This window comes from Streptomyces sp. SID13726 (genome assembly GCF_010548375.1).
GTDB lineage: Bacteria > Actinomycetota > Actinomycetes > Streptomycetales > Streptomycetaceae > Streptomyces.
The window spans coordinates 166,773-185,984 of the sequence record NZ_JAAGLY010000014.1 but is presented as its reverse complement, the minus strand read 5'-3'; the positions used below and the strand labels follow the sequence as shown (position 1 = coordinate 185,984).

General features: G+C 70.6%; 15 protein-coding genes. 3 read left to right on the top strand and 12 right to left on the bottom strand.

The annotated features are described in order from the left end of the window. Positions 1-3: 3 nt before the first annotated feature. From G3I78_RS31210 to G3I78_RS31175, 8 genes are all read right to left on the bottom strand, one after another. Positions 4-1,512, bottom strand: coding sequence for a carboxylesterase family protein (locus G3I78_RS31210; protein ID WP_164430680.1), 1,509 nt, complete (start codon positions 1,510-1,512; stop codon positions 4-6). Further along, positions 1,509-2,453: an acyltransferase domain-containing protein gene (locus tag G3I78_RS31205; RefSeq protein WP_203615772.1), complete on the bottom strand. Its 945-nt coding sequence runs from the start codon at positions 2,451-2,453 to the stop codon at positions 1,509-1,511. The genes G3I78_RS31210 and G3I78_RS31205 overlap by 4 nt, the downstream gene beginning before the upstream one ends. Further along, entirely contained in the window at positions 2,450-3,082 is a 633-nt protein-coding gene (locus G3I78_RS31200; protein ID WP_164430678.1) for a malonate decarboxylase holo-ACP synthase, read from the bottom strand. The genes G3I78_RS31205 and G3I78_RS31200 overlap by 4 nt, the downstream gene beginning before the upstream one ends. Next, positions 3,075-4,844 (bottom strand): biotin-independent malonate decarboxylase subunit beta, encoded by a 1,770-nt coding sequence (locus G3I78_RS31195; protein WP_164430676.1) that lies wholly within the window; start codon positions 4,842-4,844, stop codon positions 3,075-3,077. The genes G3I78_RS31200 and G3I78_RS31195 overlap by 8 nt, the downstream gene beginning before the upstream one ends. Next, entirely contained in the window at positions 4,841-5,164 is a 324-nt protein-coding gene (gene mdcC, locus G3I78_RS31190; RefSeq protein ID WP_164430674.1) for a malonate decarboxylase acyl carrier protein, read from the bottom strand. The genes G3I78_RS31195 and mdcC overlap by 4 nt, the downstream gene beginning before the upstream one ends. Further along, the gene (gene mdcB / locus G3I78_RS31185) at positions 5,152-6,030 is read right to left on the bottom strand and encodes a triphosphoribosyl-dephospho-CoA synthase MdcB (RefSeq protein ID WP_164430672.1); all 879 of its coding nucleotides are present in this window, start codon (positions 6,028-6,030) and stop codon (positions 5,152-5,154) included. The genes mdcC and mdcB overlap by 13 nt, the downstream gene beginning before the upstream one ends. Before the next feature lie 5 nt (positions 6,031-6,035). Beyond that, on the bottom strand, positions 6,036-7,700 hold the full coding sequence (gene mdcA, locus G3I78_RS31180; RefSeq protein WP_164430670.1) for a malonate decarboxylase subunit alpha: 1,665 nt from the start codon (positions 7,698-7,700) through the stop codon (positions 6,036-6,038). 168 nt (positions 7,701-7,868) lie between these two features. Further along, positions 7,869-8,915 carry a YbhN family protein gene (locus G3I78_RS31175; protein WP_343243893.1) on the bottom strand — a complete coding sequence of 349 codons (1,047 nt, stop codon included), beginning with the start codon at positions 8,913-8,915 and terminating at the stop codon, positions 7,869-7,871. A gap of 99 nt (positions 8,916-9,014) precedes the next feature. Between G3I78_RS31175 and G3I78_RS31170 the strand changes: the two genes are divergently transcribed. Further along, positions 9,015-9,650 (top strand): TetR/AcrR family transcriptional regulator, encoded by a 636-nt coding sequence (locus G3I78_RS31170; RefSeq protein ID WP_164430668.1) that lies wholly within the window; start codon positions 9,015-9,017, stop codon positions 9,648-9,650. Here G3I78_RS31170 and G3I78_RS31165 read toward each other — a convergent pair whose 3' ends face one another. Next, the gene (locus G3I78_RS31165) at positions 9,651-10,598 is read right to left on the bottom strand and encodes an amidohydrolase family protein (RefSeq protein WP_203615771.1); all 948 of its coding nucleotides are present in this window, start codon (positions 10,596-10,598) and stop codon (positions 9,651-9,653) included. Positions 10,599-10,656: 58 nt separating this feature from the next. Between G3I78_RS31165 and G3I78_RS31160 the strand changes: the two genes are divergently transcribed. After that, entirely contained in the window at positions 10,657-11,133 is a 477-nt protein-coding gene (locus G3I78_RS31160) for a MarR family transcriptional regulator (RefSeq protein ID WP_164430666.1), read from the top strand. A gap of 52 nt (positions 11,134-11,185) precedes the next feature. On the opposite strand, the gene G3I78_RS31155 is transcribed toward G3I78_RS31160, so the two are convergent. Both G3I78_RS31155 and G3I78_RS31150 read right to left on the bottom strand, forming a co-directional pair. Then, positions 11,186-11,842: a TetR family transcriptional regulator gene (locus G3I78_RS31155; RefSeq protein ID WP_164430664.1), complete on the bottom strand. Its 657-nt coding sequence runs from the start codon at positions 11,840-11,842 to the stop codon at positions 11,186-11,188. A gap of 172 nt (positions 11,843-12,014) precedes the next feature. Further along, entirely contained in the window at positions 12,015-13,562 is a 1,548-nt protein-coding gene (locus tag G3I78_RS31150) for an MFS transporter (protein WP_164430662.1), read from the bottom strand. Between the two features lie 579 nt (positions 13,563-14,141). On the opposite strand from G3I78_RS31150, the gene G3I78_RS31145 reads away from it, so the two are divergent. Next, on the top strand, positions 14,142-15,101 hold the full coding sequence (locus G3I78_RS31145) for a ribosome-inactivating family protein (RefSeq protein ID WP_164430660.1): 960 nt from the start codon (positions 14,142-14,144) through the stop codon (positions 15,099-15,101). Between the two features lie 557 nt (positions 15,102-15,658). On the opposite strand, the gene G3I78_RS31140 is transcribed toward G3I78_RS31145, so the two are convergent. Continuing rightward, positions 15,659-18,238 (bottom strand): RICIN domain-containing protein, encoded by a 2,580-nt coding sequence (locus tag G3I78_RS31140; protein WP_164430658.1) that lies wholly within the window; start codon positions 18,236-18,238, stop codon positions 15,659-15,661. Positions 18,239-19,212 lie beyond the last annotated feature (974 nt).

Below are 19,212 nucleotides of genomic sequence, written 5' to 3'. Positions count from 1 at the left end.
GCCTCACCGGACGCCGTCGAAGTCCCACCAGGTACCCGATGTCCAGTCGAGGCCGTCCCACGCCGCGTACCGGTCGGGGTACGGGGCGTGGGCGAGGTGGGGACCGGACGCGTCGTCGAAGACGAGGGTGGGCCGGTCGGCGGCGGAGCAACCCGGCCAGTCGGGCAGCCCCGCGGCGGCCGGTCTGCCGTCGCGTACGAAGGAGCCCCACACGTCGTGGAGCACGTGCCCGGTGTTCCAGATCGCCCCGCCGTCCGTGCCGTGGAAGGCGCCCGGCCGCGCCGAGGGTGAGATGCCGGGGATCAGGCCGGTGAGCGGACCGTCGTAGCGGGAGAGCCACACCGGGGCGTGGGCCGCCTGAGCGCCGGCGAGTCTGCGGGTGGGGACGGTGTAGCGCTCGTCGGTCATCACCTGGAGCCGCGTCCGGACCGGGTCGCCCGCCAGTTCGGGATCGGCCACGTACGCGCTGAGGACGGCGTCGCGGCCGACGACGCCGAAGTACTCCTCCAGGACACGGTCGGTCTGCTGTGTGGCGTCGGGTGAGGCGAGCTGGAAGATGAAGCACTCGTCGACACAGGTCTGCGCGAGCAGCGGAATGCCCGGTGCCGCACCGGCGGCGATGGCGTCGACCGGTCGCGCGGTGAGAGCCGTGCCGTCGATGGCCGGTCGCCACAGCCAGGTGGCCCGCGACCCCGTTCCGATCGCGTTCTGCGCGCCGAGGAGGTCCTCGGCGCTCACCTGCCGGACGCGCCGTGGCGACGTACCGAGTTCGCGGAAGAACCTCACGGACAGGGCCGCCGACTGCGCGGGCGTGGCCACGTGGTCGCCTCCCCCGCTGGAGGACGCCGCCCGCCGGATCAGGCCACGGGTGAGCGGTGACGCCAGGAGGTTGGCGACGGACTTCGCTCCCGCCGACAGGCCGTAGACGGTCACCTGTGCCGGGTCCCCACCGAACGCGGCGATGTTGTCCCGGACCCAGCGCAGGGCCGCGATCTGGTCGTGCAGGCCGAGGGCTCCCGTGGGTTCCTCCCCCTCGACGGAGAGGAAACCGAAGGCGCCGAGACGGTAGTTGAACGTCACCACGACGATGCCGTGGGTGCGGGCGAAGGTGGCTCCGTCGCCGGCCATGTCGCTGCCGTGGCCGATCTGGTAGCCGCCGCCGTGGATCCACACGAGCACCGGCCGGTCCGAAGCACCCGCGGGTGCGGTGACGTTGACGAACAGGCAGTCCTCGGAGGGCTCGGGCAGCGGGTCGTGCGGCTGTCCGCCCAGGCCCTCGCCGAGCACGTTCAGTCCGTCGCCGGTGAAGCCGAGCGGTGCCTGGACGGCGGGCGGGCCGAACTGCGTGCCGTCGCGGGTTCCGCTCCATGGCTGGGCCGGGCGGGGCGGGCGCAGCCGCAGGTCGCCGACCGGCGCGGCCGCGTAGGGGATTCCGCGCCAGGTGAGGATCCCGTCGTCGATCTCGACGCCCCGGACCTTTCCTGCGGTGGTGGCGACGGCGGGTGCGCTCATGTCACGGGTCCTTCCCGGTGTCGGCGCAGAGCGCGCACGACACGGTCGATGTCGGGGCCGTCCATTGCGACGGCCCGTACAGCGGGCGCGGCCGTCGACAGGAGGTCGACGAGGACGTGCCCGGGGGGCAGTTGGACGGCCCGGGTGACGCCGAGTTCGGCGGCCAGCCTGGTGGCGTCGTACCAGCGGACGGGGCGGGCGACGGCCCTGGCCAGGTCGTCCAGGACGGCCTCGGGGTCGGATCGGACGCATCTGCCCCTGGTGTTGGTCAGGTAGGGGACGAGCTGTCGCCGGCGCGGCACACCGGACAGGTGCCGTGCCAGACGCCGGGCGGTGTCGTTCTGGAGGGGGCAGTGCGAGGCGGTCGCGACGGCGAGGCGTCTGATCCCTCGGGCCCCCGCCCCCCGTGCGGCCTCCTCGGCGCGGTCGAGGGCGTCGGCCGTGCCGCTGAGAACGATTTCGTCCGCCGCGTTGAAGCAGGCGATCCACAGCGGGTGATCCGGTGTGGCGGTCCGCTCGACGAGGGTGCGTACGGCGGGCTCGCGCAGCCCCAGAAGGGCCGCCATGGCCCAGTTGCCCTCCCCGGCGGCCCGGCGCATGAGGTCGCCACGCAGCCGGACCGCCGCCAGCGCCTCGGGGAAGGTCAGCACTCCGGCGGCGACCGCCGCGCCGAAGGCTCCGACGGAGTGCCCGGCGACGTAGTCCGGCGGCAGTCCCAGGTCCTCCGTCAGGGCTCTGGCCCCGGCGACCCCGGCGACCAGCAGGGCGACCTGGCTGCCCGCAGTGGTGGCCAGCGTCTTCTCCTTGTCCGCCGGGCCGAGGTCGCCGAGTTCACCGCGGGCCTCCGCCAGGGTGCGGTGGACGGCGGGGGTGTCGGGCAGGCGGTGCAGCATCCCGGGCAGCTGGGAGCCCTGGCCGGGGTAGAGGTGGGCGAGGCTCACGACAGCTCCGCTCTCCGGGCCCACGGGTTGGGCACGAGACGAGGCCCGTCGCGGTGGCGGAGCAGTACCTCGGGGACGCCGGAGGCCAGCTCGCCGAGTGCGTAGGCCCCCTCCGGCGTCTCGATCTGGCAGTCGACACGGGCCGGAAGTCCGGACAGGGCGGTGTGCAGTGCCCAGGGATCCGGCAGCTCAGCCGGGTTGGTGACACGCAGCAGCAGATCCAGGTCACTGGTCTCGGTGACGACCGGATGCCCCGAGGCGAGCTGGAAGCCGGTGCTCCCGGTGGGACCCCAGATCACCCCCGCGCCGTCGAGGTCGCGGCGGGTCAGTTCGAGGGCGCGGGCCACCGGGAGACCGGCGGGCAGCGCGGGCGAGCGGACGGGCAGGTCCTCGGGACGTACCCGCTCCCGTACGGCCGTCACCGACACGTCCATGGCGAACCTCCGCCCGCGCCCGGCCCCCCGGACCCCGACCGGGACGGCCCCTGCCGGGGCGGTTGCCCGCCGGACCACCACCCAGGGGGCGGTGTCCAGGGCCCGCCAGACCCAGAGCGGAGTCTCGGGGTACGCGCGGCGCAACGTGCGCGGGTCGTGCAGGCGCACCAGGTCGTGGGGGCGGAGGTCACACATCGGCGGGCCCCGTACGGATGGACCCCTCGGTCCACTGCCGGGTGAGCGTGTCACGCACCCGGCGGGAGGCGGTTCGCGTGGTGCGTGCCCCGGGCGATTCGAGGCGGTACGACAGGTCGCGCGGGCCCGACCGGGCGGCCTCGATCTGCTCGCGCAGGGCCAGCCGTACGAGGGTGGTGTCCGCGTCGGTGGGCGCGTCGGCGTCCGACACCCGCAGCAGCCCGTCGCACAGGCCCAGCCGGGCCCAGTCACGGACGTCGTAGCTGAGCGGGAGCACGGTCCGCGCGAGGGCGTCGAGCTGCTCGACCGTGCGCCGGGTGACCCGGGCCGCCGCGGGTTTGTGCATCGCGTGGATCTCCACGCCGGCATCGTCCAGGGCGAGGATCCGCGCGGCCTGGAGGCCGTGCGCGAGGAAGCCGCCCGACAGCGCGTGCCCGACGACGAGGGCGACGACCGGATGGCCGGAGGTGCGGGCGTGGGCGTAGGCGTCGACGGTGGCGGCGATCGCCTGGTGCAGGCCCACCATCTCCTCGATCCGCCCGTACGCCTGGCTCGGCAGGTCCACGACGGCGACGATCCCCCGCCGGCGGCCGGTGTCCCGCTCCTCCGCGTCCTCCGCGACGACAGCGCGGACCGTCTCGGCGAGGGCGATGCACTCGGTGAGCCCGACCTCGCCGCGGCGGGCTCGGTGGAAGGGGTTGCCCGGGTCGGGAACCACGGCCAGGTGGACGGTGTCGGCGGTATCGGCGCGCAGCACGGACGGGATCACCTGCCGCACGGCGGCGGCGCCGGTCAGCGCTTCGAGCCAGGCGCGGGCCCGTCCCTGGGATCCCGGTACGGCCGGTCCACGGGTGGCCTCGGCGCACGCCCGGGGCGGCTCGTAGCGGTCGCCCCACAGCGCGCGCAGGTCATGCGGGGCCGGAGGGGACGCCGGGTCGAACGAGCCGAGGCGGGCGCGCAGGACGTCGAGGCGCTCGCTGCGGTGGCGGCCGGGTCTCGGCACGCCGGCCGCCACCGCTGTCCGGAGCGCGGTGCGCAGGGTGTCCACGTCGTCCGTGACGAGGTCGTCCGCGAGTCCGGTCGCCCGGCGCTGGGCACCGCCATGGACGGCCCAGACGAGCGCCCGGTCACCGGCGTCGAACTCGTCGGCGCCCGCCTCCTGTTCGATGACGGCGGGACCGTTGAGGCCGACGCGTCCCTCCCGGGTGACGAGAAGCCGGGTGCACAGGCCCGCGGCGATACTCATGCCGCCGAAGGAGCCGACGGTCCCGGCGACGACTCCGATCACGGGGGCCAGGGGCCGCAGCTCCAGAAGGGCCGCACAGATCTCGGACACGGCGGCAAGGCCCAGATTGGCCTCCTGCAGACGCACTCCGCCGGTCTCCAGAAGCAGCACGGCGGCGGTGGGCCGCCCGGCCCGGGAGTCATCCGCGGCCAGCCTCAACGCGGTGGCGATCTTCACGCCGGACACCTCACCGACGGCGCCGCCCTGAAAGCCCTGTTCGACGGAGGCCACCACGACGGGGTGCCCGTCGAGAGTGCCGCGGACGATGACGACGCCGTCGTCCTCCTGCGGGACCACTCCCTGCGGCTCCAGCCACGGGGAGCCCAACCGCTCGAAGGGGCCGCACAGTTCGCGCGGTGATCCGTGGTCGAGGAGGGCCAGGGCTCGGTGGCGGGCATCGAGTTCGAGGAAGCTGTGCCGTCGCAGGACGGTGTAACGGTCTGCTACGGCCGTCTCCGGGCCCCGGACGTCACTCATCGGTTCTCCCACGCGTCGCCGGTCGCGACTTCCGCCGCCTGCCGCAGCCTTAGCGCCACCACGCCCGGGGTGGCCCCGAAGTCGTTGAGCACCCAGTCGCCCGCGAGCGAGGACCGGGCGAAGAAGCGCTCCAGGACGTTCTCCCAGACCAGGTCGAAGCCGTCGACGCTGGTGCGCACGCACACCCGCGCGTGCGGGTCGGCGCCGACGTCCGTCGACCGGTCGAGCAGGATCTCCAGGTCGCCGGAGGCTACGACGCCGACATGGGCGCGGTGGGCTGGGACCCGGTCAGCGGGGAATCGGAAGGTCAGGGTCTGCATGCGGCACTGCTCCTCTCACTGACGGGGGGATGGGGATACAGCAGGTCAACGAACACGGTCGCGGCCAGCAGGTCCGCGCTGCCGCCCGGGGAGAGGCGCCGCGCACGCATGAGCGCGTCCATGTCCCGCAGGCGTCTGCGTCCGGCGGGGGTCTCACTGCCCCCGGCCGCCAGGGCGTCGGTCGCGGCCCGCCGTACCATCCGCAGGCCCTCCTGGCCGCCGCGGTGCAGCAGGCAGGTGTCCTCCAAGGTGGCCATCAACGACAGGAGGGCGGTCAGACGCGCCGACCGTTCATCCGCGCCACCACGGCGGGCGGCGCGCAGCACGGGCAGGGCGACGTGGGCGATGTGCGGGAAACCGGCGCGGGCCTCGGCAGCGGCGCCGCCCGCACCGAAGAGGCGGTGGGCGCGGGCTCCGTGCGACTCGGCCGCAGGTCGCCTGACCGCCATGTGCCGATCGGGGATGCGGGCGAGCCGGGCCGCGAATCCGAGGGCGTCGTGTGGTCCGCCGGCCCGCGACGCGCCCGCGGCGAGCAGGCCGAGCGCCCACAGCGCACCCCGGTGGGTGTTGACGCCTCCGGTGGCTTCGAGCATGCGGCGCTCCCCCTCCCGGCCGGCCTCGCCGACGCGTGCGCGCAGGCGGGAACCGAGGGGCAGTGCGGCCGACAGCCGCGCGCAGCCGGTGAATGCCTCGCGCAGGGAGTCGGCGGAGGTGAGCAGGAGGTCGAGGTCCATGTCATGGTGTGCGCCGCCGCTGCGCCGGTCCACCAGACCGGGTTTGGGGGTGAGTTCCGCTTCCTCGCGCAGCGCCCGGACAGCCAGGTCGCCGATGTGCCGTGGGCCGAGGACGGAGTCGGTGCGGGCCATCGCGCTCACCACTCCCGGAAGCGGGCCGGCGGGTCGTAGAGTCCGTCCGACCAGGCCACCAGGTCACCGATGCTGCGGGCGGCCAGCAGCGAACGGTCGGCCAGTCGTACTTCGACGCCCAGGTCCTCGGGGAACGCGACCAGACCGTCCCGGCGCAGCGCCTCCACGGCCCGGTGGTCGGCGGTCCGTCCGACAGGGGTGGCCCCCGCGACGGCGGCCAGGGCGGCGCGGCGGTCGGCGAGGCTGGTCGCCTTGTAGAGGTAGGCGACGCCCTCCTCGGTGACGACGTGGGTGACGTCGTCGCCGTAGATCATGACGGGCGGGACGGGCATCCCTGCCTGGCGGCCCACCTCGACGGCGTCGAGGGACTCGACGAAGGTGGGGGTGCCGCCCGCCCGGAAGGTCTGCGCGAGCTGCACGACGAGCTTGCGTCCGCGCAGGCCCGCGCCCTCTCCGTGGGCGAGGCTCAGCCAGGCGGCCGAGGCGTGCCGGCGGCCGTGCGGGTCGTGGCCCATGTTGGGGGCGCCCCCGAATCCGGAGAGGCGGCCGTCGGTGACGGTGGAGGAGTTGGCGTCGGCGTCGATCTGGAGCGAGGAGCCGATGAACATGTCCACCGCGTACTGTCCGGCCAGCTGGCACAGCACGCGGTTGGAGCGCAGGGAGCCGTCCCGCCCGGTGAAGAAGACGTCGGGGCGAGCCGCTGTGTAGCGCTCCATGCCCGCCTCGCCGCCGAAGCAGTGCACGGAATCGACCCAGCCGGACTCGACGGCCGGGATCAGGGTGGGGTGCGGGTTGAGCGTCCAGTGCCGGGCGATCTTCCCCTTGAGGCCCAGTCGGTCGCCGTAGGTGGGCAGGATCAGTTCGATGGCGGCGGTGTCGTAGCCGATGCCGTGGTTGAGCGAGACGACCTGGTGGCGTTCGTAGACGCCACGCAGGGCGATCATCGCCTTGAGGATCTCCACGTCGCCGATGTGCCGCGGATCGCGGGTAAACAGCGGTTCGATCGCGAATGGCCGGTCGGCCTCGACCACCAGGTCGACCCAGTCGCCGGGCACGTCCACCCGGGGCAGCCGCGCCGGGTCGTCGACGATCTCGTCGGCCTGCACGAGCACCAGCCCGTCGCGGAAGGCGGTGGCCTCGGCGATGGTCGGGGTGTCCTCGGTGTTGGGGCCGGTGTAGAGGTTGCCGTGGCGGTCGGCCTTCGCCGCGCAGAGCAGGGCCACGTGCGGGGTCAGGTCGGTGAACATGCGGGCGTAGAGCTCCACATAGGTGTGGATCGCGCCGATGGTGACCGTGCCGTCCTCCACCATCTGCGCGATGCGCAGGCTCTGCGGACCGGCGAAGGCGAGGTCGAGGCGTTCGGCCAGGCCCCGCTCGAACAGGTCGAGGTGTTCGGGCCGGGAGACCGACGAGATCAGCATGTGGAGTCCGTGGACGCGGGCCGGGTCACAGGTGGCGAGGGTGCGGGAGAGGAAATCGGCCTGCTTCTGGTTGTCGCCCTCCAGTGCCACCCGGTCGCCGGGACGCACCAGGGTCTCCAGGACGGTACGCAGACTGTCGGCCGGTACGACCTTCCCGTCCACGTGGTCCGCGACCGCAGCGAGGCGGTCCCGCTTGGCTCTGCGGCGGGTGTCCCACGACGTGCGGAGCGCTGTCGGGGAGGCGTTCATGTCGTGCTCGCTTCCTTGGACGGAACCGGTGAATTGACCAGGATGATTTTCTCGCATATTCCGGACATAAGCGCCGCCACCAGCCATGACGAGGACCTCGGAGGGCCAGGCGGGCGGGCGTAGGGCACGGCGGACTCCATGGCGTCGCCGAGGTCCGCCGTCAGCGCCCTAGACCGGGCCGTGGCGGCGCATGATCAGCCAGGCGATCCAGCCCGCGCCGATGATGAAGCCGAAGCTGATGATCCGGTAGAGGACGACCGCAGCGATGGCAGCGCTGGTGGCGACACCGCCCGCGACCAGTCCGAGGATCAGCGCGCTGTCGATGAGACCGAGGCCGCCGGGGACAATCGTGAGGGTGCCCGCAGCCATGCCCGCACAGAAGGCCAGCAGCAACTGGGCTCCGCCGATCCCGGTGTCGCTGACGGCACGGAAGCACAGCCACAGGCACCCGGCGTCGAGCACCCAGTTGAGGACCGCGTAGACACCCGCCGCGACGGCGTGACCGGGTTCGAGGCGGGCCGCCCGCAGCTGGCCGACGAAGCCGCGGACGCGGTCGAGTCCCTCGTCGTCCGGGCGGTGCCGGAGCCGGTTGACCTTGGCCAGCGCCGCACGGGTGGCGGGTTCGGCCTTCTCCGGATGCCGGGTGATCCGCCGGATGCCGACCGTGAGCAGCGCGATGGCCAGCGCGAGGGTGACGAGGCCCCGCCATTGCGGGGTGCCGCTGGAGGCGAATGCCGACACCGTCGTGACGACCGCCAGGGCGGCCGCGGACAGCAACCCCGACAGCGCAATGCACCACGAGGCGACGGCGGGCGTGGCCCCGAAACGGCGCATCTGCTGGTAGTTGAAGTGGGTGGAGAAGGCGGGGCCGCCCGGCAGCGTGACACTGAGGGAGTGCGCAGCGTACGCCAGGGCGATGTGCTTGTGGATCGGCGCGGTGACCCCGGCGGAACGGAGCAGTCGGCGCTGCATGCGCCCGTAGCAGCTCATGGCTGCCAGCTCGGCCACAAGAGCCAGCGCGAACCAGCCGGGCCGAGGGGCTCGCAGCTCGGCGAACGCCGCGCGCAGCGAAGGCCATCCCAGCACCAGCTCGACGCCGAACAGGACGAGCAGTGCCGTGACCACCAGCGGCCGCACCCACCGGGGCAGGCTGCGAGCTGACGGTTCGTCGATGGCCGCAGCCGCGCTGACGGCGTCCGGAGTGTTCACAGGCACGACCTTGGCGTAGCGGTCATTCCAATTGGAATGACCGTCACGATAAGCCGTTGTTCCGATACCGTGCAAGTGCCGACACTCCCTGAGGGGGCAGTTTTCATGACCAGTTTGCCGACGGTGCGCAAGAAGCGCGCCAACGGTGTGGAATCACGCCAGCGCATCCTCGACGCCACTGTCGAGATCGCAGGTGAGCGCGGCTACGAAGGGACGTCGATCGCCGCGGTCAGTGCAAAGTGCGGACTGCCGGCGAGTTCGATCTACTGGCACTTCAAGGACAAGGACGACCTGATCGCCGCGGTCATCGAGCGCAGCTTCGAGACCTGGCTGGCAGCCGTGGATCTGCCCGGCAAAGAGACCGGGACACCTCTGGCACGGGTCACGGCCATGGCCGCGGACATCGCCAGATCGCTGGTCGCAGCGCCGGACTTCCTTCGCCTGGGCCTGATGCTAGCCCTGGAACGCCGCCCCACCGAGCCCCGCGGCCGGACCGTTTTCCTCCAGGTCCGCGACATCGCCGGACAGAAGATCGCCGAGGCGATCGCCGATCTGTTCCCGGGTCTGGACGAAAACGCGGTCCGCATGCTGACCACTTACACGATCGCCGGGGCCGACGGCCTCTTCGTTCACCGGGAGATCCATGGCGAGGAGGTCGACTTGGTGGCCCTGTTCGAGTTCCACGCACGCCTGGTGCACGACGCGGCGGCCCGCATGGCGCCTGGCGACGGGGCCGCCTGATCAGGCTCCGGCGAGACGAGGAAAGAGCGCCTCGGCACTGGCGCGGTTAATCGCATCCAGCTGCCCCGGCGCAAAGCCCTCGTACCCGTCGAGCAGGGCGTCGACGAAGGTGCCGGATTCCTCCGGCGCGAACGGGAAATCGCTGCCGTAGAGGATGTGCCCCGGTGCGGCGAAGGCCAGCAGGGACGGCAGCGCGGACGGCGTGGAGGTCAGCGCGGTGTCGAAGTAGAAGCGCTGGAGGTCGGCGAGGATGCCCATGGGCGTGGTGCCGGGGTTGAACTGGGCACCGCCGGTGAACCGCCAGGCCGCGTAGGGCAGGAAGCCCCCGCCGTGGGAGAGGACGACCTTCGTCCGCGTGTGCCGACCCATCACACCGTTGAGCGTCATGTGCACCGCGGTGCGGGTGGTCTCGGCGCAGAAGTCCAGCAGCGGGCCGGGCATGCCCTCCAGCATGGGCATTGGCGGGGCGGTGGGGTGGATATGGACGACCGCCGCGCGGGCGTCGAGTTCGGCCCACAGGGGCTCGAAGTCCTTGTCGCCCAGGTAGCGGCCCTGGACGTTCGACATCAGCACCACGCCGTCGGCGTGCAGTTCGTCGAAGGCATACGCGATCTCGGCGAGTGCGCCGTCGACGTCCGGGAGCGGCAGGCTCGCGAAGAACCCGAAGCGGTCGGGGCGGTCCTTGGCCAGCTCGGCCGCGTACTCGTTGACCATGCGGGCGACGGCGCGGGCTTCGGCGTCGTCGCCGAAGTGGGTTCCGGGCGAGCTGATGGAGAGGATGCCGGTCGCGATCGACCGGCGGTCCATCATCCCGAGGGCGGCCTCCGGATCCCAGGCGGGGGTCGGCCAGCCGGCGGCGGTCACATTGTGACGCTCCATCGCTTCTCGGTAGGCCGGCGGGATGAGGTGCTGGTGGACGTCGATGCGGTTCGGAGAGGACACACTCATACTCTCTCGCCTCCTAATATTTAGGACGCTAATGATTGCTCTGGTAAGTTACCACTCCATGAGCAACAAAGGCAATACCGAGCGGGCCGCACAGAGACGCGACGTGGGCGCGGAGGAGATCGCGCAGGCGGCCGACGCACTCTTCGTCGCCATGCGACGGGCCCGTTCGGCGGGCGCCGAGAACGTCGGCGGACTCTCCCTGGCCCAGGTGGCGCTCCTCGATCCGCTCGCCTCGGAGCAGGACATCCCGGTGGGCCGGCTGGCGGGCAGCGCGGACGTGAGCGTCCCCACCGCCACCCGTATGCTCCAGCAGCTGGAGGCAAAGGGCATCGTGGCGCGCCGCCGATCCCCGGAGGACGAACGGCGGGTCCTCGTCAGGCTCACGGCCGAGGGGGCCGAGTTGCTTGCCGCGCTCCGGGCCCGGCTACGGGATCGCCAGACTCATGCCTACGAGGCATTCACACCGGCCGAGCGCGTCCAACTCGTCACGCTCCTGCGCCGTCTCGCCGACCTCGTCTCCGACTCAGGAGACTGATCCAGCGCGCCCGAACGTGGCGGTACGCCCGACGAAGCGCGGCACCGGCCGATCACTCGGCGGCCGTGGCCTCCACCATCAGCTTCGCCGCCACGGCGTCGACCGCGGCGCGCGCCCGTTCCGACGGCACTCCGGCCGCGATCAGCGTGGTGACGGCGGTACGGGTGCCGTCGTCCTCCAGCGTCCCGGCATTGGTCTCCTCCAGGAGCGCGACTGTCATCGCCTCCAGACCGGCGCTGAGCACGGCCGAGGGCAGGAACTCATGGAAGACGCCTTCGCGTTGGCCGCGTTCCAGGAGGGCCGTGGCCTGGGCTCGGGCCGGCGCCAGCACGTGGGCCACGCGCTCGGAACCCAGGTCACGGCGGGCCATCACCAGCAGAAACCGATACCGGTCCCCCACCGGCCAGATCGAGAACACGAAGTACGCGAATGCCCGGTCGGCCGGCTCGTCCGGCCCGAAGTGCTTCGCCCCAGCCGCCAGCGCACCGCGCAGGGCGTCGGAAGCTTCCTCGGCGAGCGCTTCCAGCAGCGCATCACGTCCGGGGAAGTGACCGAAGAGCGTGCGCCGTACGACCCCGGAGGCCCGCGCCAACTCCTCCAGCGTGACGTCCGGGTTGCGACCGAGTTCGTCACGTGCCGTGGCCAGGATGCGAGCGCGGTTGGAGCGCGCATTGCTTCGCTGCGGCACACGGCCGACTGGCTTGCTCACAGAAAACCTCGTGGATCCGGGCAGGATGGGACGGGCTGTTCCACCGGGACTCTACCGGCACCGAGATCGACGAGGTCGCGGACGAGGCTATCCTCGGGCGGACAGGGGACGAGGCCTCCGCCTGGTGCCGTCATACCGGAGACCGCGCAGAAAACCGCCCGACCGGAACGGATCAGTCCGGTGTGGGCGGGTTCTTCGGGGCACGGAGCAGCGCGCCCACGGCCGCGGCGAGGACGATGACGCACACGGCGACCAGGGAGGCGGAGAGTCCGTCCATGAACGCCGTCCTGACGCCCTGCGTGAGGGCGGCCCCCTGCGCACCGAGCCGGTCGCCGACCTGGAGCCCGGCGGCGGCCGAGTGCCGTACCGCCTCCGCCGCATCGGCCGGGAGCCGGTCCACCGAGGCCGGGAGGGAGTCGCGGTAGTGGCTGCCGTAGATCGACCCCATGAGGGCGATGCCGACAGCGGAGCCGACCTCCCTGGTCGTGTCGTTCATCGCGGAGGCGACGCCCTGCTGCCCCCTGCCGAGGGACCCGGTGATGGCAGACGTGCCGACCGCACCGCTCAGACCGATGCCGACGCCCGCCAGGATCAGGCCGCCGAGGAAGGGCAGGTAGCCGGCGTCGACGTCGAGCCGTGAGATCACGAAGAGGCCGACGGCTAGCAGGAACAGGCCGGTGGACATGACGGCCTTCATGCCCAAGCGCCGTACCAGTCGCGGGGTGAGCTGGGAGACGGGCAGCACCGCCAGGGCGACCGGGACGAGCGCCAGCGCGGCCTTCAACGGGCTGTAGCCGAGGATGAGTTGCAGGTACTGCAGGCCGACGAAGAAGAAGCCGAACACCGCCATGAACTGCACCAGCACGGTGATCGCACCGGCCCGGAAGCCGCGGATGCCGAACAGCGCGGGGTCAAGCAGGGGGTGCGCGGTGCGCATGCCGAGGAACGCGTAGGCGGCGAAGGAGACGACCGTGACGGCGAACGCGCCGATCACCTCCGGCTCGATCCAGCCCTTCTCGTTGCCCTCGATGATTCCGTACACGAGGGTGCCGATGGCCAGGGCGGTGGTGACCGCCCCCGCCACGTCCGGGCGGTGCGGGTGGGCGTCCTTGGTGTTGGGGGCGAGGACGACGGCGGCGAGGCAGGCGGCGAGGGCGGTGGCCGCGCTGGTGACGAAGATCGAGCGCCAGGAGAACTGCTCCAGCAGGGCGCCCGCGGCCAGCATGCCGATGATGGCGCCGGCAGCCGCGAACCCGGACCAGGTGGCGACCCCCTTGGCACGCTGTTCGGGCGGGAACGCGGCCGTGATGGTCGACAAGGTGCCCGGCATGATCATCGCGGCACCGAGGCCCATGACGGCCCGCCACGCGATGAGTGTCGTCGTGGAGTCGGCGAAGGAGGCGGCGAGGGAGGCGCCGCCGAAGACGAGCGTGCCGACTACGAGGACGTTGCGGCGGCCGAGCCGGTCGCCGATGGCGCCGAGCGGCAGCACGAGCGCGGCCAGGGTGACGGTGTAGGCGTCGGCGATCCAGGTCAGTTCACTGTTGGAGGCGGACAGGTCCAGTGCCAGGTCGGGCAGCGCGAGGTTGAGCGCGGAGACGGAGGCGACGACCAGGACGAGCGCCAGGCACATCGCGAACAGCACGCCGCGATGGCCCGCGCGGCCCGTGACGACGACTTCCGCGCCCTCCCCGGGCTCGGCGTGGGGGGTGGTGGTCATGGTTCCTCGATCGGTGCGGAGGTCGACGGACAGTTGACCCGAGCGACTTACTGAAGAAATTATCAGGTCTGACAATACCCAAGATCACAGCGTGGCGAGGCCACCCGGGTAGTGCGCATTCGAGTTGCGGGACTCCCGGAGACACCCACAAAGCCCCACCACCCACGAACCACCCCACCCGGCAGGGCGCGCACCGGCGAAATCCCGGACGGTGATACACGGAACGGCAACCAGCATCCGCTCACCCGCCGCCTCCCGTCACGACCGACACGAACACCTCGGCCTCCAGCCTCGCGCGGAAGCCAAACGTTCCCTCGGGTCAGCCCCATACCGGCGAGCCGCTCGACGCCCCCGCACACACGCCGAGGCGCGCGAGGCACATCACCCCTCGGCCAACCACGAGCCCTCGCCGACCGCCGGACCGACCGCAGACCTTTGAATCCACCTATTGCCGAGATGTTAATTACTCAATTATGGGCAACTGTTACATCCCCTACGGGCTACCGAGACATCCGCTTTCTACGGTGCAACCGCCGCACAGCCGACTCGGCACAAAAACCCACAGAAACGGAACTCCCCATGTCCGCACGTGTCTTTCGCCGCGTCAGCGTCACGACCGGCATCGCCGCAGCACTGTCCGGAGCGATCGCTCTGCACGGTGTGTCGCTGCCCTCCGCCGGAGAGGCGCACACACGCGCGCATGTGACGAGCACGGTCCACCTCGGCGCCCAGGACATCGACCTCGCCGCGTACCCGCAGGTGACCTGGGAGGTGACCAGCGGCAGCAAGGGGTACGCCGCCGCGATCAACGCCTTGCGAGACGCGGCCCGCAAGGCCAAGGACCCCGCCACCACCAACGACAGCAGCAGCGGCAAGGTCGACGTCACCAACCGCGCGGCGAACACGGACTTCGTCGACTTCGTGGTCTCCTACGACGATTCGGACGCGGTCCACTTCATGATCCGCCTCAGCGACTTCTACGTCGTCTCCTACTACTTCATCGACGGTCGCACCGGCCGGACCTTCAACTACCCGCTGGCAACCGCCGACGATCCGGGCACGTCCAGCTCCACCACGAACAACTACCGGTTCCAGGGCCGGGAGAACTACAACGACCTCGCCTCGGACGCTCAGACCTCGTTGACCGAGGTGAACATCGACCCGCTGGCAATCTCCACCGGTCTGAGCCTCCTGCGCGACGAGACAGGCCAGGGCAAGAAGAACGAGATGTCCCGCGCACTGCTGCGCATGATCCTCGTCATCGCCGAGGGAGCCCGCTTCCGCACGCTCGGCCAGCAGATCGCGAGTTCGATGCAGAGCTGGCAGACCTTCAATCTCAACACCAACCAGGTCAACCTGATCCGCAACTGGCAGAACCTCAGCAACGTCTACCTCAACCATTACGGCGTCCCCGACGACCAGGACACCAGCTCGATCACGCTGGCGGGCTACGGCGTCATCAACACCGCCTCCGCGGCCGCAGCCCTGCTGATGGTCGCCCTGGGGCACAAGGCGAACCAGTACAAGGACGAACTGTGACCCGGTGAACGCTGCGACGCCTGTACCCGCCACCGGACCACAACCGGGTCTCAGGCGTTGCGCACCCGAACCGGCGCCCGCACGACGGCGCAGACTGCGCCACCGAGCGTGGAGTCGTTCACGCGAGCACTCCTGAGGAAGCCGGGCATCGGGCGTCGAGTGGTTGTCCGTGCAGGGCGTCGTTCGTCACGGGCCGGATCATCACCGTAAACGGCGGCGGCCTGACCCTGCCTCAGTCGGCCGAGGTGATGCTGCCGGCGACGGCACGAAGCCGACCGGCTGTCGGTTACCGGTGCAGGCGGGGCGTCGCGACACGGCGTACGGTCACGGGGCCGTACCGCCGGCACGCTGTGCCGGGCCGGGCGTACGCAGGCGGTCGAGCCGTCCGGAACGGTGCGGACCGGCGACTCCGGAAGACGGGCGAATCCGATGACACCGTGCCGAGCGAAGTCGGGCTGCGGCTCGCCGGCAACGGACGAGGAACCGACTGCCGTCGACGCCTTCGATCCGGCGCCCTGGAACTTCGGCGCCGGATCGAAGGACGTCACTCCGGTCGGCTACTGCGGAATGATGCTGAACTGCTGGTTGCTGCTGGTACTGCCGCTCCACTGACCGAGGTCAGAGCCGTTGGCGGTCCGGTTCATGCCGTCCACGTACAGGCCGGTCGCACGGTTCTGCAGACGGACATAGCTCCCCGCCGTCACCTCCATCCAGTCCTGCGAGGTGGCACTGCTGTCGGTCGTCTGACCGGCGGTGGCGCCGTTGGAGGTGGCTCCCAGGCCGTCGAGGAACAACCCGGTGGCGTGGTTCTTGAGGCGGATGTAGCTGCCGTCGGGAACGATCGACCACTCCTGGTTCGCGGTCGACCCAAGCGGCCACTGTCCGACCGCGGAACCGCTGGTGGTACGTCCGCCGCCGTCGACCATAAGCCCGGTCGACCGGTTCGCCAGCTTGATGTACGAGGTCCCGCTGCCGGCGATGGCGGAGGAGATCTGGATCTTGTCGAGGTTGGGGGCATAGGCCGCGTTGTTGCTGAACTTGATGGTGTTGGTGCCGGCGGTCAGGTTCACGTCGACGGTGGTCGTCCAGTAGTTGGACCAGCCGCGGGTGTTGCGGAAGTACACGCGCTGCGTGGCGCCTCCGTTGACCGAGATGTCGGCGTAGCGGTTGATGATGTTGTAGTCGTTGCCACCGTCGCCGCGGTTGTCGGCGTTGGCATAGGTGACGACCATGCGGTGCAGGCCGGAGGTCGCCGCGATGACGTTGTTGAACGTCAGCGAGTTCGCCGATCCGTTGCCGAGCCAGTCGACATACTTGCCGCCGGAGGCTGCGGAGTCGGTTTCGACCGCCGCCGTGCCGCCGAAGGTGTTGGCCGAGTCCTCCGCCTGGTAGCTCGCGGTCGTGCCGGACGTGGACGAGGTCACGTCGATCGCATCGACGCTGATGTTGTCGCTGTTGTCGGTGATGTAGGCGCCGTAGTTGATGCGGTTGATGCCCTGGGACAGGTACATCGTGACCGTCTTGGTGGCGAAGGTGTTCCAGTTCGCCGTTCCGGGCAGGGCCAGGTCGGTGAGTTTCGAGCCGTTCACCGTGACGCGGGTGGTGCGATCGGTGGGGGCACCGGTCTCCGGACCCGCCGAGTAGCGGAGGGTGACGTCGTAGTACCCGTTGCTGGGCGCGGAGACCACGAAGTTGGTGCTCGCGTTGCTTGAGTTCAGGTAGCCGTCCACGAAGTACGTGCCGGTGTAACCCGTGTTGGAGCCGTAGGTCACCCGCGCACTGCCGCTGAGGTCGGCGTTCTCCGCCTGGTACCTGGTCGGCACGTCGGCCGGGGAGAGGCTGGTGGCGGGGGTGATGGTCATCTGGTACGCGGAGGTCGCGCTCATGCCCGGAACGGTCACGGTGATCTTTCCGTTGGTGACCGGGAAGTTGCCCTCCAGGACGACGGCGGGCCTGCCCGCCGCGTCATCCGTGCCGGTGCTCGCGGTGGCCTGGACCACGGCGTGCACGGTACTGCCGAAGCCCGAAGTCGAGCCGAAGCCCGAGACCGCGACGTCCGTGTCACCCGACGCGCCTCCGAAGATGACCCTCGCCTGCTTCTTGGCGGAGTCGAGGGTGGCGATGCCCTGGAGCGCGCCGTTCTGGGTTGGTGGGGTGACGGTGACGGTCTTGCCCGTCATCTCGCCGTACCAGTTGTAGAGCCACCAAGCGCCGGTCGCCTCGTTGTTGCGGGTCGTCAGACCGTTGAGCGTACCCTCCGTGACCCAGTACGCCAGGTCACCGCTCACCTTGGTGTTCTCCAACCGGGTCATCCACTGGATGAGCTGGCCCGGTATACCGAGATCGCCCGAGGCACGGGTGTACTCGTTGATGACGATCGGACGGGCGGAGAGACCAAGACCGGACTCAATGCTCCGGAAGTCGTTGTAGTGGGTGTAGTAGTCGGTGAAGAAGTCGTTCTGGAGCTCGTGCCAGGTCACGACATCCGGCAGGACGTTGTTCGCCTTGGCGTACGTCATGAAGTCGGAGAGCGTCTTGCTGTTGTAGACGCTGAAGCCCGGACCGGCGATCTTGGTGGTCGGGTCCTGCGCCCGGATCCGCTGGTAGACCGTCTTCCAGTCCGAGAAGAACTGCTGCTCCGTGGTGGAGTTGGTGAACATCCCGCTGTACCAGATCCAGTCCGGCTCGTTGAACGGGACGTACGTGTACTTGCCGTAGTTGGCGTCGGCCTTGGTCGCGGCGACCATGTCGTCGACCTTGCTCAGATAGTCGCTCAGACCGTTGTTCTCGTAAGGCCAGTACCGGTAGATGTCCTGCATGTAGATCTGGATGTCCTTGACCCCGGAGTCCAGGTACTCGGGGGCCACGTCGAACGCGTCACCACTGGGATGCTGAAGGCCGCCCTGCGGTTTCTGCGCGGCCTGCTGGAAGTGCAGTGGCTGGAGCACGTTCTCCGTCGGGACGCCTGGGTTGCCCAGGCCGTACAGGGTGCCCGCCGCGCTGTGCGCGATGTCGCCGGTGGTCTGCGATAGGTCGACGCCGAGCTGGGCGTTCGCCGCATAGCTCGTGCCAGGGACCAGCGCTCCACCCACCGCGAGCACGAGCGAGAGCAGCCCGATGACGACCTTGCGTCTCATGCCCGCACCCCCGTCCGGCAGTCGGCGGATCCGCGACCGCGGGTGGTCTCGGTGCTGTGGTCCGTGGGGTGCGTGACTGGTGCGGGCCCTGTACGCACCAGGCAGCGTCTTGAGGAACTCCTCATTCATGTGCCTCGTCTTTCTCGGAATCCTCACCGCCGCGAAGGCTGACGGTGCCGGAGGTCCGGAAAACGCCTCACCAGGCGTTTCCCCTGTGCACTGGTCTGACGGGCGGTGGACCTCGCCCCGGAAGGGCGGATTCTCCGGCGGCACCCGGCCGACCAATTGTGACCGCTCACATGCACGGGAGGAGTGTGAGCGGTCACAACGCCGACGCGCAAGGGTGCGCGCAAAAGTCGCCATGAACGGGCGAGCCGCGGATCGCCCGCTCCAGGCAGAGGCGGCGCGGCAAGCCACGATCCCGGACGCGCCGACCACGCCCCGTCGCACGACGAAACGATCATGTTCGGCATATCCCGGCAATCCCCGCGTCGAGCACGATCACCTACGTCACCGAATGAGATCCGAGCGGTTGCCCACCAACACCCCTCGAAGGACGTCGCGATGACTGGGCCCGCCCGGAGCCCCGGGCCATGTCCGCGAAGTCCCGCCCGCCTCGCGACGCCCGGCACGCACGCTCGCCGCACCGCCCGGAAGCTCACGTACGTCCAGTACGAGGACTTCCGGGCGGCACTCCCCCAGCCTCCAGCCGGGGAGGCCCCCAGCACACGCACCGGACGCCGCGAGCCCCGCCCTCCGGGCGAACGACGCGCCTTCGCGGACACGGCCTAGAGATCTGGGCCTGCCTCCCTCGCCGAGAACCGCGATCCACTCCTTCGACGCACGGCTCGGGGAATGAACGACTCGGCAGCGCGCCACGAGGTGCGCGTCCGGCAGGGCACCGGGATCCGGCGGAGACGGGACGGAAGGCCGGCGATCGGGCGGGCCACGAAAGTGTCCTCACGCCGGCCGTC

Bases quoted from the DNA above. Each gene is read 5' to 3' on its own strand.
- G3I78_RS31210 (WP_164430680.1), bottom strand. From the start codon at position 1,512: ATGAGCGCACCCGCCGTCGCCACCACCGCAGGAAAGGTCCGGGGCGTC.
- G3I78_RS31200 (WP_164430678.1), bottom strand. From the start codon at position 3,082: ATGTGTGACCTCCGCCCCCACGACCTGGTGCGCCTGCACGACCCGCGC.
- G3I78_RS31195 (WP_164430676.1), bottom strand. From the start codon at position 4,844: ATGAGTGACGTCCGGGGCCCGGAGACGGCCGTAGCAGACCGTTACACC.
- mdcC (WP_164430674.1), bottom strand. From the start codon at position 5,164: ATGCAGACCCTGACCTTCCGATTCCCCGCTGACCGGGTCCCAGCCCAC.
- mdcB (WP_164430672.1), bottom strand. From the start codon at position 6,030: ATGGCCCGCACCGACTCCGTCCTCGGCCCACGGCACATCGGCGACCTG.
- mdcA (WP_164430670.1), bottom strand. From the start codon at position 7,700: ATGAACGCCTCCCCGACAGCGCTCCGCACGTCGTGGGACACCCGCCGC.
- G3I78_RS31170 (WP_164430668.1), top strand. From the start codon at position 9,015: ATGACCAGTTTGCCGACGGTGCGCAAGAAGCGCGCCAACGGTGTGGAA.
- G3I78_RS31165 (WP_203615771.1), bottom strand. From the start codon at position 10,598: ATGAGTGTGTCCTCTCCGAACCGCATCGACGTCCACCAGCACCTCATC.
- G3I78_RS31160 (WP_164430666.1), top strand. From the start codon at position 10,657: ATGAGCAACAAAGGCAATACCGAGCGGGCCGCACAGAGACGCGACGTG.
- G3I78_RS31150 (WP_164430662.1), bottom strand. From the start codon at position 13,562: ATGACCACCACCCCCCACGCCGAGCCCGGGGAGGGCGCGGAAGTCGTC.
- G3I78_RS31145 (WP_164430660.1), top strand. From the start codon at position 14,142: ATGTCCGCACGTGTCTTTCGCCGCGTCAGCGTCACGACCGGCATCGCC.
- G3I78_RS31140 (WP_164430658.1), bottom strand. From the start codon at position 18,238: ATGAGACGCAAGGTCGTCATCGGGCTGCTCTCGCTCGTGCTCGCGGTG.